Here is a 14,611-nt window from a genome sequence, read left to right as displayed (position 1 = left end):
TTTGCCGCTGGTCGTTTCACCGTTGGTGCACGGTGCGTTTGATAACCCCTTGAAAAGGCGTATCTTCCTTGGACCCCGCATGCGGGGTCCTTCCGGCGACACCCCCTTTTTCACCGGCCGCCATCGCACCTGACAACCTAAGGAACGCTTCCATGTTCTCCGCAGTCCGCAGACTTCTTGCCCTCAGCATCGTCACCATCTCGCTTGCCTGGAGCGCCGTGCCTTCGCTCGACGGTTCCTGGGAGGCGATGAAAGCGAAGAGCACCGATATCGATCTGTATGGTACCCTGTTCGTCCGTATCACCACCACGCCGTCGCACGTCACCCTCGTCCGCCAGTTCGGCACCGTCCGCCGTTTCGTGGATTCTCTCGTTCTGCCGTTGAACGGGAGCGTGGTCCAGGTGCCCGTGACCGAGCGCGCCTTCCCGACCAACGTCTTCATGGGGCTCTCCATGGTGGCCGGCTCGAAACGCGCCGTGCATGTGGTGCCGGGAAAGGACGGGCTCATCGTGGAAGAGACGTTCCGCCTGCGCGGGTCGCAGGGTGAAACGTCCGTCACCGCGCGCCACCGCTTCACCACCGCCGGGACCGGTGAGGTTCTGACGTATGCCGTTGAGCGATCCACACGTACCTCGGGTCCGCCGACCGTCTACCAGTTGAAGAAGGTGGGTTGGAAGCAGGCGTATGTGCTGACGCTGGAGGATAACTGGGAGATCGGCGGCAAGCTTCCCGTGAATGCCATGCTGATCAGTCTGCAGGGCGTGGTGAACAAGAATGGCCCCCTCATGTACATCATGTATCCGGAGGACTGGCCGTTCACCTACGTCACTTCCGTGTTCGGGTTCTATCGCGACACCCGGAACTATTCGTTCCAGGAGCTCAGGACCGCCGAAGTTGCCATCACCACCCTGAAGCAGTTTGTCAAAGGGTATATCGTGTGGGACAAGAAGGTACGCAACTCACTGACCGTTGCGTTCACCATCGCCGGGCTCGAAAGTGCGGTGGTGGTGAGCGAAGAGCTGATCCCGATGGTGGAAAAGGCCGGGCTGAAGAAGGTTGTGGATCTCCGTGGAACGTTCGCGGGCATGAACGACACGCAGATCTATACCTGGGCCTACGACAGGTACTGGGCACGCTGCAACAAGGAGTTCATCATCTGGATGGGCGGTGAGTTCGGCGAGGTGATGAAGCCCGCGGTCGCCGATTGGGGCATCTATAAGGGCGCGTTCTTCAGCGACCTCTCCTGCCGTCTGACGGATACGACGGAATACCGGCTGGCTGACAGGCTCCTCTCTGAAATGAAGCCGATGTCGCTGGTGATGGGGTGGCATTCGTACAAGAAGGACCTCGAACGTGAGTTCGTCACGCTCACATCGCGCTACGGCCACCGGGTGGAAGGGCTGCATACGCTTCCAGACCTGAGTTTCAGCGCACAGGTGCCGGCGTCACCCGGGTTCGCGTACAAGAACAACCATACGATCGTTCCGGGGAAGACCTACGTGCCGGAGAAGAAGGTCTATGTGACGTGTGTGCAGACCGACGGCATCGGGTTGGGCGCGTGGCTCAAGCCCGGACGAGGCGAGATCCCCTATGCATGGGAAGTGCTGACCAACTACACCTGGATGGCACCGGCGATGGCGGAGTACTTCTATACCCTGGCAACGCCGAACGATTACTTCATCGGATGCCTGTCCGGCCCCGGCTACATGTATCCGAAGGCCGTGCCGCCGCCGCTACTCAAGAAGCTCATCGCCATTTCGCGTGAGCAGATGAAAGAACTCGACCTCCGGGTCTTCGAGACGATGGATTACTCCGAAGGCGCAACGGTGGAAGGGAACACCGACCTGCCGGAGGATATCGTGAAGATGTACTACGATGGCCTGCCGGAATCGATCGGGTTCATCAACGGCTATGCGCCATCGCATACGTTCGCCGTCCGCAACGGGCGGCCGTTCCTGTCGTACGACTACTATCTCTCGCCCGAGCGCCCCGAAGGGGATGCCGTTGCAGATCTTCAGGAACTGGCGCGGGTGAATCCGGCCAGGCCGTATTTCCTGCTCGTCCACATCCGCGAATCCAGCGACATCAAGCGGGTGAAGGGGATCCTGGACAAGCTCGGGCCGGAGTTCGAGGTCGTAGCGCTCGACAAGTTCCTTGTGATGGCCGGCCAGCAGCCGACATTCAAGGAGCGGTTCAAGACCACCGGACATTGACCTATCATTGAGATGACCATGAAACGTATCATGTATTCTGTGCTTGGTGCCGCCGTGGCGATGATGCTGCTGGCGGGCGGCGTATATGCCGCGGGCATCGATGGCGAGTGGAAGATGCTTCGCGAGAAGAGTTCGGGGATCGAGCTCTACAACACCGTGGCACTGAAGATCGTGCTCGCGGGCAACGCGGTGACCATCCAGCAGACGTGGGGCGGCGGACGTGCATTCCGGGATACCGTGACGTTGCCGGTGGATGGGAAGGTGCACACTGCGGCCGTCCGCGACCGCGTGTGGCCGACGAACGTCTTCATGGGCGTACGCCTCAAGCCGGGCTCCACACGCGAGCTCTCCGCGCGGTGGGAAAAGAAGGGCGAGACGCTGGTGGTGACCGAGAAGTACCCGCTGCTGGTATCGCAGGGTGAGCGGTCGCTCACCACCGAGCACTGGTTCACGCTGTCGGAGAACGGCACGATCCTCACGTGGAAGCAGGTGCGCCCCACGCGTCCGAAGGGTTCCATGCCGACGTACACGTTCACCCGCGCCGATGTGCGGCAGGCGTACATGATGAAGCTGGCGGACAACTGGGCCATCGATGGCAAGCTGCCGGTGCATGCGATGCTGATCAGTCTGCAGGGGCTGGCGAATACCGGCGGACCGCGGCTCTACTTCGTGTATCCCGAAAAATGGGACTTCCTGTTCACGCCGTCGGTGCTTGAATTCTACAAGAACAAGCACCAGTATGCGTTCACGGAACTCACCACGCCCGAGAGTGCGCTGAACACGTTCAGGCAGTACGTCAAGGGGTACGTGGTGTGGGACAAGAACGTCCGGACGTCGCTGATCGTCGCCTTCACCATCGCCGGGCTGGAGAAGGCGGTCGTGGTGAGCGAGGACCTCATTCCCATGGCGGAGGCCGCGGGATTGAAGCCGGTGATGGACCTGCGTGGAACATTCGCCGGCCAGAGTGATGTTCAGATATATCAATGGGCCTATGACCGGTACTGGGACCGGTGCAGCCGGGAATTCGTGGTGTGGATGGGCGGTGAAAGCGGAAAGATCATGAAGCCGGGCGTCGCGGATTTCGGGATCCTGAAGCAGGCGTTCTTCACGGACCTTTCCACCGAACCCGTGGACTCCGCGGAGTATGCGCTCGCAAAGAAGATCATGTCCGGCCAGAAGCCGATGTCCATGGTGATGGGATGGCATTCCTACGCCAAGGACAAGGAACGGGACCACGTCCGCCTCGCATCCAGTTACACCCTCCGCGTGGATGGACTCCACACACTCCCGAACATGAGTTTCAGCAGTCAGACCACCGTGACCCCGGGCTTCACGTTCAAGAACAACCATACCGTCAAACCCGGCGTCACCTATACACCCGGCAAGAAGGTGTACATCACCTGTGTGCAGACCGACTGTCTCGGCCTCGGTGCATGGCTGAAGCCGGGGCGTGGCGAGATCCCCTATGCATGGGAAGTGACGATGAACTGGGTATGGCTTGCGCCCACGATGCTCGAATACTTCTATGGCATGGCGACCCCGAACGACTACTTCATCGGTTCGCTTGGAGGGCCGGGGTACATGTACCCGAAGGCCATTCCGCCGGCCGCGTTGCCGGGAGCGGTGGCGAAGGCGCGTGAGCTGATGCAGCAGCTCGATCTGAATGTCTTTGAGATCATGGACTATTCCGAAGGGGCGACGGTGGAGGGGAACTCCGACGTCACGCCCGAGGTCATGGACGCGTTCTACAAAGGGATGCCCGATGCGATCGGTTTCCTGAACGGGTATGCGCCGTCGCATTCGTTCATGGTGCGTGATGGGCGCCCCCTGTTGTCGTTCGACTATTACCTTTCCGAGACCCGGCCCGAGGAGGATGCGGTCGCGGACCTCAAGGAACTCGCCGCGCTGAATGAGACGCGCCCCTATTTTCTGGTGATGCACGTGCGCCAGTGGAGCGACATCCGCCGCGTGAAGGGTATCCTGGACAAGCTCGGCTCCGACTTCGCGCTGGTGCCGCTCGATGTGTTCCTGAAGATGGCCGGCACACAGCCGACCTTCAAAGAACATCTTCTCATACGATGAGGCAATGATGCGTCGCAACTGGTCGGCAATGTGTGTGATGACGGAACGCCGTGTGCGGTATGCTGCACTGTGCAGCATGGTGCTGCTCGGCGCCGGCCGGTGTTCTGCGCAGAATCTGTGGGACCTCTTCTCGAACACGTTCACCACGAACGTGCTCGCCTGGAGCCGGTACAACGACAATCCTGTTTTTGGCACCACCGGCACGACCTGGAAGAGCCGGGGCGTGGGGAGCCCGGAACTGCTCCTGTTCAAGACGAAGACCCTGCTGTTCTTTCACGGCACGGGCGTGCTGGGTGGATCCACCACGCCGATGAACAGGATCGGTGTGGTGGAGGTGGAGGATTTTGGAGCGGGCCGGCTCACGCTCAAGGAGATCAACCGGGGGCTTCCGGTGATCGATGCCGGGGCAGCGGGTGCCTTCGACCGGAACGGCGCATCGACACCGGCGGCGGTCCTGTTCAAAGGGCAGATCCATCTGTATTATGCGGGGACCGGTGACAGCGCGCAGACCATCGGACTCGCGGTGAGTGCGAACGGGGAGCAGTACGTCAAGGTCGGCCCCGTCATCAGCGGCAGTTCGCCGGACCTCGTCGTCCTGGGTGATACGCTGTACATGGTCTTCCAGCGCCTGCACCGCGATGGGTACAGGATGCATCTGGCCTTCTCCACTGATGGACGCAAGTTCTACGAGATCGGCGATCAGCCGGTGTTCCAGGGGAAGACGGGAGACTGGGATGCACAATCGATCACCTCCCCCCGCATCTGGGCTTCCGCCGGCTGGGTCTATCTGATGTATGGAGGGAGTGCGGGTGACACGGACGAGCCGGAGTTCTTCGGGCTGGCGCGATCGAAGGACCTCACGCACTGGGACCGTCATCCCGGGAACCCGATCTTTGGCGCAGGCATCCACGGTGGGCCGGACGGCGGAGCGATATGGACACCGGCACTCTTCGAGAACGATACCTGGATCGTGCTTCTGTACGAGGGGAGCGTCGGACATCATTTCTGGGGAGGGCGTTCATCCATCTGTATGGCCTGGGTCCCCAAGCGGTGACACCAACTCTCATCTGACCACCGGAGGTTCTCCATGAAGCGTCCGCTCATCGTGTCGCTGCTCTGTGTCCTCTTCTGCGCGTTGTTCCTCCCTCCCGTCCTTGCCGGGCCGCTGCGTGAGCATCCCGACCTTGCGCCGAAGATCGCACTCTTGGAGCAGTGGATCGAGGCCCAACGCACCTATCGGAGCATCCCCGGCCTTTCCATCGCGGTCGTGCATGACCAGGAGATCGTGTGGTCGCGCGGTTTCGGCGTCGCCGACCTGACGACGAAGGCGCCGGTAACGCCAGGAACGGTGTTCCGCATCGCGTCGATCACGAAGACGTTCACCGCGACGGCGGTCATGCTCCTGCGCGACCGCGGGAAGCTGCGCCTGGACGATCCCGTGAGCGCGCATCTCCCGTGGTTCACGTACAAGAACCGGCATGCCGACGGTCCCGTGGTCACCATCCGTCAGCTGCTGACGCATACCTCCGGCCTGCCACGCGAGGCGGCATTCCCCTATTGGACCGACCATATCTTTCCGACGCGCGAGCAGATGATCGCGGCGTTCCACGATCAGGAGAGTGTCTTCGAACCCGAGACACGGTACAAGTATTCGAATCTGGGCATGGCGATCCTGGGTGAGATCGTTGCGGCGGCATCCGGCATGCCGTACGATGCGTTCGTGACGAAGAACATCCTGGAGCCGCTCGGGATGGCGAGCACCAGCGTCCATCCGCAGGAGGCGCTCCGCGGACGGTGGGCCACAGGGTATGACCGGAAACTGGACGACGGTTCGCGCAAAGCGGTCGACATGTTGGATGCGCGCGGGCTGGTTTCCGCCGCGAACATTTCCTCGACGGTGGAGGATCTCGGGCGGTGGGCGTCGTTCCACATGCTCGAAGGAAAGAACACTCCCGGACAGGTGCTGAAGGGGAGCACGCTGCGCGAGATGCATCGTGCGCAGTGGGTGAACAAGTCGTGGACAGGCGGGGCGGGGCTCGGCTTTTCGGTGTCGAAGGGTGACGGGCGTTCTACGTATGGCCATGGTGGATGGGTGGGAGGGAACCGGTCCCAGTTCACGGTCAGTCCGAAAGAGAAGGTTGCCGTGATCGTGATGGTGAATGCCGACGATGGCGAGCCGGGCTTCTTTGCCGCGCGTGCGATGGCGATGCTTGCCCCCGCGATCGCGAAGATCACTGCTGTGCCCGCGCCGCCGGCGAAGTTCGACCCGGCGTGGCAGAAGTATACCGGTACCTACACGGACCCCGCGGGATGGGAGACGAAGGTGCTGATCATGGACAACAAATTGATGATGTACGGGTTCAGCTATCCACCCGAGGATGATCCGATGGGGTCGTTGTCCGAGTTGGCCTACGAGAAGGACGGTGTCTTCCGTGTGAGTGGTGATGACGGGAGCGGGGAGCTGGTGTACTTTGAGATGGGGGCGGACGGGAAGGTGGCGAGGATCAAAGCGGAAGAGAACTTCCTCTACCCGAAGAAGTAGGTGCCCGGACCCGCCGGGCATAGTGACGGACCGGTCCGGCGGTCACACCGTGCGTTCACATCATTTGTGAAGAAGGGTGTTCACTCGATGAGAAGCTTCACGACCATGGTGCTCTCCATGTATGCCGGCAGGATAGGTGTGTTGCTCCTCGCTCTCGCCGCCGGACCAGTTGACGCGGCGGGCCAGGACGGTCTTCCGTACGTCGACATGACCATCGGCAATGTCGGCCTCATCCTTGAGCCGACCCGGCCGGCGGTGCAATTGCCCAACCAGATGATGCGCATCTATCCTGACCGTCGGGACTACCTCGATGATCAGATCTCCTGTTTTCCGCTGGCCGTGATCTCGCACCGGATAGCGAAGGCCTTCACGATCAAGCCCGCGGTCGGCGTCGTGACCGACGAGGGTCTGAAGGCACGGATGACATGGGATCATGATCTGGAGATCAACCGGCCCTGGTATTGCTCGACCTCATTGATCGACATGGGAGTGAGGGTGGAGTATGCCGTGGGGGCGCGCTCGGCGATCTTCCGCTTCACGTTCCCGGACACGGCGCAGAAGCACGTGCTGCTGGGGCATTATCATCCGGGTGGAGCCTTTCAGGTGAACGGCCGTGAGATCTCCGGCCACGAGAAGTTCAAGAACGTGACGGTGTATCTCTACGGCCAGAGCAGTGCACTGCCCGGCGTCGATGGACCCGTGGGAGAGAACCTGCATCTCACCTTCCCGGCGAAGGCTCCGAAAGAAGTGGAATTCCGCTATGCTATTTCGTTCGTCAGCCAGGAACAGGCGCGCATCAATTTCCGCAACGAGGTGGAAGGGGTTGCGTTCGCGGAACTCTGCCGGCGGGGGAAGCGGCATGGTCGAAAGTGATCAACCAGATCACCGTACGCGGCGGCACCGAGGCGTGGAAACGGAGTTTCTATACTGCCCTGTGGCGCTCTCACGAACGCATGGTAAACATTTCGGAATCGGGGTCCTACTTCAGCGGTTTCGACAACAGTGTACACGCGGAGAGCCGGCCGTTCTACGTGGATGACTGGTCCTGGGACACGTATCTGGCCCATCACCCTTTGCGCATGGTCCTTCATCCGGCCATGGAAGCCGACATGCTGCAGTCGTATGTGCGGATGTATCAGCAGAGCGGTTGGATGCCGACCTTCCCGGTCATCTATGGTGACCACGCCTGCATGAACGGCTTTCACTCCTCCGTGGTGTTCCTGGATGCCTGGCGGAAGGGGATCAGGGACTTCTCTGTGGATAGCGCCTTTGCCGGGATGCTAAAGAACGGGGATCATGCCACGATGGTACCCTGGCGCAACGGCCCACGGTGCGATCTGGACAACTTCTATGAGGCACGTGGATACTTTCCGGCACTTCATCCCGGCGAGAAGGAGACGGAGCCACTGGTGGATACCTGGGAGAAGCGGCAATCGGTGGCGGTGACCCTGGGAGCGAGCTACGACGATTGGGCCGTGGCCGGGATGGCATCGGAGCTCGGGCGTAAGGACGTGGCGGCGCGGTATCAGGCGCGCTCACGGAATTATCAGAATCTCTGGCACGCAGACAAGCGCATGTTCATGCCCAAAGATGATCGGGGGACGTGGATCGCGATCGACCCCGCGTTCGATGGCGGCATGGGTGGGCGTGACTACTATGATGAGAACAACGGCTGGACCTATCTCTGGCAGGTTCAGCACGATATTCCCGGCCTCATTGAACTGCTCGGCGGGAAGAGTGGATTCGAGGCGCGGCTTGACCAGCTCTTCCGCGAAGGGCTGGGGAGGAGCAAGTACAGTCTCTGGGCAACGTTCCCTGACGCCACCGGGCTGGTGGGGCAGTTCTCGATGGGGAACGAACCCAGCTTTCATATTCCGTACCTCTTCAATTTCACCGACGCGCCCTGGAAGACACAGAAATGGACCCGCTTTCTTCTCGAAACATGGTTCAACGATACGGTCTTCGGCATCCCCGGCGACGAGGACGGCGGTGGGATGTCCGCATTTGTCGTCTTCAGTGCGATGGGGTTCTATCCCGTCACACCTGGCGTGCCGGTCTATGCCATTACGAGTCCACAGTTCTCCGAAGTGACCATCCGTCTGGAGAATGGCCGCACGTTCCGCGTCGAGGCGCACAACAATTCGCCCACGAACAAGTACATTCAGCGCGCGAAGCTCAACGGTGCGAAGCTCGGGACGCTGGCGTTCTCGCACAGCGATCTGATGAAGGGTGGAGTGCTGGAGCTGGAGATGGGGCCGTTGCCGCGCGTGCAGGGACAGAACTAACGTACACTCATCGTTCCGTACCATGGGAAGGGAGAACCGGATGCGCCTCTCAGGAAAACAGATCGCGATCCTTGTCGCTGACGGGGTTGAAGAGCTGGAATACTTTGTCCCCCTAATGCGGCTGGAGGAGGAAGGGGCGGAGGTGATCTCAGCGGCCCCCGATGTGGACACCGTTCGCGGCAAGAATGGCCTGGAGATCCAACCCTCGGCACGGATCGATTCGCTTCATGCCCGGGATCTTTTCGCGTTGGTCATCCCGGGAGGCTGGGCCCCCGACAAACTCCGCCGCTCTGTCCATGTCACGGATCTGGTGCGGGATATGGATATGGCGGGGAAACCGGTCGGGATCATCTGCCACGGAGGCCTGGTGGCTATCTCGGCAGGCATCGTCCGGGGTCGTCACGCGACAGGCTCACTTGGGATCAAGGACGACCTGATCAACGCCGGGGGGCTCTGGGTGGATCAGCCTGCGTTTCGTGAAGGTCATCTGGTGTGGGGACGGGTCGTTGCCGACATCCCCGCATTCTGCCGTGAGTTGGTCGCCGCTCTGTCGGAGGCGGCCGGGGCAAGAGTGAAATGATGAGAACGTTCCCGCAGTACTACGTTCGCACACTCTGCGTGCGTTCGTTCTGCGTCAACGTGAAGACATGCCGCAGGAGCGCTTCGCCGGCCGATGTGAGCGTCTGGTTCCGGCGGAGCATCACCTTCCGTGCGACGTCGATGCATTTGTCGATCGCGTAGGTCTCGATCCCTTCTGCCCCTCCCCACGAGAACGCCGGGATGTATTTCGGTGGGAACCCCGCACCGAAGACGTTGCTCCCCACGCCCACCACCGTGCCGGTGTTGAACATGGTGTTGATCGCGCTCTTGGCATGGTCGCCCATGATCACGCCGACGAACAGCGAACCGCTGTCCACTTCCGTGCCGTTGATCGTGACACGCACCGAGCCGTAGTTGTTCTTCAGGTCGCTGTTGTTCGTATCCGCGCCGAGGTTCACCCACGGGCAGAGGTAGGCATGGCCCAGAAAGCCGTCGTGCTGTTTGTTGGCGAAGCCATGCAGGATCGATCCTTCCACCTCGCCACCCACTTTGCACATGGGGCCGATGGACGTGTTCTCGTAGATCTTCGCGCCGATCTTGATCAGCGAGCCGCCTCCTACGAATGCCGGCCCTTCGATCACCGCGTTGGGGAATATGCGGACGTTCGCACCGATCACGATCGGTCCCTTCTCGGCGTCCAGCACTGCCCCCGGTTTGATGATGCTGCCACGGCCGACGGTGATCGCGCCGGGGTTCACCAGATGCGCTCCGTCGTAGAGTTTCACTCCCTCCAGGTGAGGTGCATTGCCCGCGATCAGCGCCGCGTCATCGGTGATCGCCCCACCGTTGGCATTCACGAGGTCCCAGGGGTAGCGGATGAGCGTGCACGCCACATCCACCCGCGGCAAGGCTGTCAGCGCGGCGAGATCCGGGAGCCCGTCGGCGTCCGTTCCCAGTCCGCGCAGTGTCTGTTCGGACGCGCGAACGGCGACGATGGTGTGGTTGTGCACAAAGACCGTGTCCGGGCCTTCGGGAATGATGTGGCGCGCAAGTACCGCATTGGCAAGGACCCGTCCGTTCACGAAGAGGCATGAACCGGTAGCCGGAGCGTTCAACGGCCGGTCGGGGTGTTCCTCCTGCATCAGGGGAGCAGGTAGGAGCGGCAGGCGAGGCGGACCTTTGAGCCGGGCCAGGAGTGTTCGATCTTCTGTCCGAGCGTCAGGATCCCGCAGCGCAGGTCCCATACCGGCCTGAGGGCCGCCAGGGGCAGAAGGTTCGCATACTGCCCGTCTTCGAAGATGCAGAGCGTTTTCGTCATGATGACCCGAAAGTAGCCAGAAGCGGAACGAAACGCAAGCGTTGCAGGTCTGCCCCCATTGTGCTACTTTGAGCAGTATGAATGAACAGACCCCCGCCCCGCGCCGCGAGCTCTCCCTGCTGCAGACCGCTTCCCTCGTGGTCGGCACGGTCATCGGATCCGGTGTTTTCCTGAGTCTTCCCATCGTCGCACGCATCGGCCAGACGCCCCTCCTCACGGTTGCCATCTGGTTCCTGGGTGGCGTTGTCTGGATCCCGCAGATCCTCATTCTGGCGGAGATGGGCACGGCCTATCCGATCCAGGGCGGGGCCTACTACTATTTGCAGAAGGCGGGCTCACCGTTCCTGGCGTTCTTTTACACCTGGACCGCCTTTCTGACCAGCGACACGCCGACGCTCACGATCGTGGCGCTCGGCGCCATCGCTGCTCTGAAATTCTTCTCGCCCGTCTTCGCCGATCCCGTCATCTCCCGTGGCCTGGCCGCCGTGCTCATCATCGGATTGGCGCTGCTGCATTACCGGAGTGTGCGCACCGGCGGGAACCTGCAGATCCTCCTCACGGTTGCGAAGCTCGCGCCGCTCCTCGGGATCGTCGTCATCGGCATGTTCTTCATGGGTTCGGGGAACCTGGCGGGCGGCGTGATGCCGGCCACCACGTTCGGGCTTGCCACCGTCATCACCGCCGGCATCTCGTCCACGTTGTGGTCGTACGCCGGATTCACGAATATCCTGTACATGGCCGGCGAGGTGAAGCGGCCCGAGCGGACGTTGCCCCTTGCGCTGATCGGCTCGCTCTTCTTCATCATGATCTCATATACCCTCATCTCCCTCTGCACGTCCGCCATTGTGCCCTGGCATGATCTCATTGCAGAAGGCGATTTCGTGAATCCGTTCCGGTATATCGGCATAGGCGCCGGCGTGGCGGGAGCGGTCTTCGCCGTCGCGGTGTTCATCTCGATGGTGGGTGTGCTCAACGCCAGCCTCATGGTCCAGCCGCGGCTGGAGTATGCCATCGCACGGGATGGGTTGTTCTTCTCGGTGTTCGGCCATCTGCATCCGAAGTATCTGACGCCCGATCATTCCATCATGATCCAGGCCGTGCTGGCGGTGGTGCTCTTTCTGCTCGGCGACATCGAGAACATGATCGGGTACTTCACGCTGTCGTATGCCCTGCAGAACGGCATCGTCTACGGGGCGATCTTCTTCCTCCGTGGGAGGGATGACTACAAGCCATCGTACCGCTCGCCATGGTGGCAGGGGATGGCAGCGCTGGCGATCCTCTCGCAGTTGTACGTGGCGGTCGGCACGTTCCTCGCCTATCCCGCGGCAGGATTGCTGGCGTCGCTCGGGTTGATCCTTTCCGGCCTGCCGGTGTATCTGTACTACAATTCCCGTAAACGTGTCCGCATGGAACCCTCATCATGATCTGCTTCATCAACGCACGAGTACACACCGTTGATCCCCGGCATCCATCGGCGGAGGCCGTCGTGGTCAGGGACCGGCATATCGTTTTCGTCGGTTCCACTCCGGATGCCCGCCGCTTCGCGGGCACCGCCGCGGAGACCATCGACCTCGGGGGGAGACTTCTGCTCCCCGGCTTCATCGACGACCATGTGCACTTCGTCCTGGGGGGCGAGGCGGTCAGCGGACTGGATACCCGCACCTGTGCGAGCAAAGCGGAGTTCATTGCGGCGCTGCAGACATTCGTGGACACGCACCGTGGTGCATGGGTGAAGGGCGGCGACTGGGACCACGAGCACTGGGCGGAGAAGATCCTGCCGCGGAAGGAGTGGGTGGATCCGTTCTCACAGGACACCCCGTTGTTCCTGCCGCGCTTCGATTGGCACATGGCGCTCGCGAACAGCGCCGCGCTCGCGGCCGCCGGCATCACACGTGCAACACCTGATCCGGTCGGCGGCAAGATCGAGCGCGACCCAGCCACGGGCGAGCCGACCGGCATCGTGAAAGATGCCGCCATGGATCTCGTGCTCGCCTGCATCCCGAAGCCCACGGCCGCCGATCTCGAACGGCGCGTGCGCGATGCGCTGGTCGTTGCGCGGAAGAACGGCGTGACCTCGATCCACGACATCGCCGAACCGTCGCACATCCCGGTCTACCGGAAGCTGGCGGATGCCGGCGAACTGACCTGCCGCATCTTCGCCCGGCTGCCTCTCTCGGGGCATCGCGCCATCGCGGAACAGAGGATCACGCACCATGCCGGCGATGCGTTCCTCCGGTTGGGTTCAATGAAAGCATTCTCGGATGGCTCGCTGGGATCCACTACGGCGTGGTTCTTCGAGCGGTATCTCAATGAGGACACGTGCGGGCTCCCCATGGAAGTGCTCTCCGATGGCCGCATGCGTGCGTGGGCGCTCGAAGCCGACCGGAACGGTTTGCAGCTTTCCATCCATGCCATCGGCGACCGCGCGAACAGCGCTGTGCTGGATATCTTCGAGGAGGTCGTGCGGACCAACCCGGCATGGGACAGGCGGTTCCGGATCGAGCATGCGCAGCATCTCCGGCCGGAAGATATCGCACGGTTCGCGGCCCTGGGGGTGATCGCGTCCGTGCAGCCATACCACGCCATCGATGATGGTGTCTGGGCTGCATCACGCATCGGTGCTGACCGGGTGAAGATGACGTATGCGTTCCGCTCCATGCTGGATGCGGGGGTGCATGTATGCTTCGGGAGCGATTGGACCGTGTCTCCGTTGCATCCCCTCGGAGGGATCTACGCGGCCGTCACCCGCCGCACGCTGGACGGGAAGAACCCCGATGGCTGGGTGCCGGAGCAGAAGGTCTCCGTGGAGCAGGCCGTTCGCTGCACCACGATCAACAATGCCTACGCGTCGTTCGAGGAGGGCATCAAAGGGAGCATCACGCCCGGTAAGTTGGGCGATATGGTGGTCCTTGGCGAGGATATCTTCGCGATCCCGCCTGAGAGGATCAGAGATGTTCCCGTGCAGATGACCGTGGTGGGCGGCCACATCGTGCACCGGGAAGGTCTGTAGCCCTTTCTGCTTTCGTTGATTTTTGACGGGCGAGTTCGTACACTATATTTCTAAGATCGTTGCCACTTCCGGATTTCTCCAGAAATTTCAGCCATGCGTGATCTGCGGTGGGTCATCGTTGTTGCGTGTGTCGCCGTGTCCGGCGCCTTCGCCGGCTCGGGGCCGCGGCAGGAACGGAGCGGCGTTGCCTCCCTCGAATGGCTCGCGGGAATGTGGACGGGGATGGATGGCGCCACAAAGGTGGAAGAGTTCTGGATGCGTCCCTCCGCGGGCGTGATGCTCGGTGTCCACCGCGACGTGGATTCCGCGGGCTTCGTCTGGTTCGAGTATCTCCGCATCGAGACACTCGCAGGCACCGTGGTGTACGCCGCCATGCCCGGTGGCCGTCCGGCGGTCGTGTTCTCCCTGAAGGAGATCGCCAGGAACCATGTGGTCTTCGAGAATGTGGACAACGATTTTCCGCAGCGCATCATCTATCGCCTGCAAGATGACGGGTCGCTGCTGGCGAGGATCGAAGGCATGGCAGAAGGCGCCGTGAGGTCGAAGGAATGGGTCTGGAAGAAGGGGATGAAGAAAGAAGATTGAGGAAGATTGAGAAGAATTGAAGATTGAAGATTGAAG

At 61.6% G+C, this 14,611-nt stretch carries 10 protein-coding genes and 1 pseudogene; 9 read left to right on the top strand and 2 right to left on the bottom strand.

What is annotated here, in order from left to right; genetic code table 11:
* Positions 1-152: 152 nt before the first annotated feature.
* The 6 genes and pseudogenes from IPI01_12850 (at position 153) to IPI01_12825 (ending at position 9,702) form a co-directional block, all read left to right on the top strand.
* Positions 153-2,213 (top strand): hypothetical protein, encoded by a 2,061-nt coding sequence (locus IPI01_12850; protein MBK7258662.1) that lies wholly within the window; start codon positions 153-155, stop codon positions 2,211-2,213.
* A 12-nt stretch (positions 2,214-2,225) separates the two neighbouring features.
* The gene (locus tag IPI01_12845) at positions 2,226-4,295 is read left to right on the top strand and encodes a hypothetical protein (GenBank protein ID MBK7258661.1); all 2,070 of its coding nucleotides are present in this window, start codon (positions 2,226-2,228) and stop codon (positions 4,293-4,295) included.
* Between the two features lie 4 nt (positions 4,296-4,299).
* The gene (locus IPI01_12840; GenBank protein ID MBK7258660.1) at positions 4,300-5,349 is read left to right on the top strand and encodes a hypothetical protein; all 1,050 of its coding nucleotides are present in this window, start codon (positions 4,300-4,302) and stop codon (positions 5,347-5,349) included.
* Between the two features lie 33 nt (positions 5,350-5,382).
* Positions 5,383-6,837, top strand: a complete 1,455-nt coding sequence (locus tag IPI01_12835; GenBank protein MBK7258659.1) for a serine hydrolase — start codon at positions 5,383-5,385, stop codon at positions 6,835-6,837.
* 105 nt (positions 6,838-6,942) lie between these two features.
* Positions 6,943-9,122: pseudogene (locus tag IPI01_12830) on the top strand (GH92 family glycosyl hydrolase).
* A 40-nt stretch (positions 9,123-9,162) separates the two neighbouring features.
* Positions 9,163-9,702 carry a type 1 glutamine amidotransferase gene (locus IPI01_12825; GenBank protein ID MBK7258658.1) on the top strand — a complete coding sequence of 180 codons (540 nt, stop codon included), beginning with the start codon at positions 9,163-9,165 and terminating at the stop codon, positions 9,700-9,702.
* A gap of 19 nt (positions 9,703-9,721) precedes the next feature.
* On the opposite strand, the gene IPI01_12820 is transcribed toward IPI01_12825, so the two are convergent.
* Together IPI01_12820 and IPI01_12815 are read right to left on the bottom strand one after the other, a co-directional pair.
* Complete coding sequence (locus IPI01_12820) at positions 9,722-10,777, bottom strand: transferase (protein MBK7258657.1); 1,056 nt, start codon at positions 10,775-10,777, stop codon at positions 9,722-9,724.
* Positions 10,778-10,803: 26 nt separating this feature from the next.
* Complete coding sequence (locus IPI01_12815) at positions 10,804-10,980, bottom strand: hypothetical protein (protein MBK7258656.1); 177 nt, start codon at positions 10,978-10,980, stop codon at positions 10,804-10,806.
* Between the two features lie 77 nt (positions 10,981-11,057).
* Between IPI01_12815 and IPI01_12810 the strand changes: the two genes are divergently transcribed.
* The 3 genes from IPI01_12810 to IPI01_12800 all read left to right on the top strand — a co-directional run bounded on the left by IPI01_12810 (position 11,058) and on the right by IPI01_12800 (position 14,575).
* Entirely contained in the window at positions 11,058-12,404 is a 1,347-nt protein-coding gene (locus IPI01_12810; protein ID MBK7258655.1) for an amino acid permease, read from the top strand.
* The gene (locus IPI01_12805) at positions 12,401-13,990 is read left to right on the top strand and encodes an amidohydrolase (GenBank protein MBK7258654.1); all 1,590 of its coding nucleotides are present in this window, start codon (positions 12,401-12,403) and stop codon (positions 13,988-13,990) included. The genes IPI01_12810 and IPI01_12805 overlap by 4 nt, the downstream gene beginning before the upstream one ends.
* Positions 13,991-14,083: 93 nt before the next feature.
* Complete coding sequence (locus tag IPI01_12800; GenBank protein ID MBK7258653.1) at positions 14,084-14,575, top strand: hypothetical protein; 492 nt, start codon at positions 14,084-14,086, stop codon at positions 14,573-14,575.
* Positions 14,576-14,611 lie beyond the last annotated feature (36 nt).

This window comes from Ignavibacteriota bacterium (genome assembly GCA_016707525.1).
Classification (GTDB): domain Bacteria; phylum Bacteroidota; class Ignavibacteria; order UBA10030; family UBA6906; genus JAGDMK01.
This window is presented reverse-complemented; position numbering and strand designations above follow the sequence as displayed.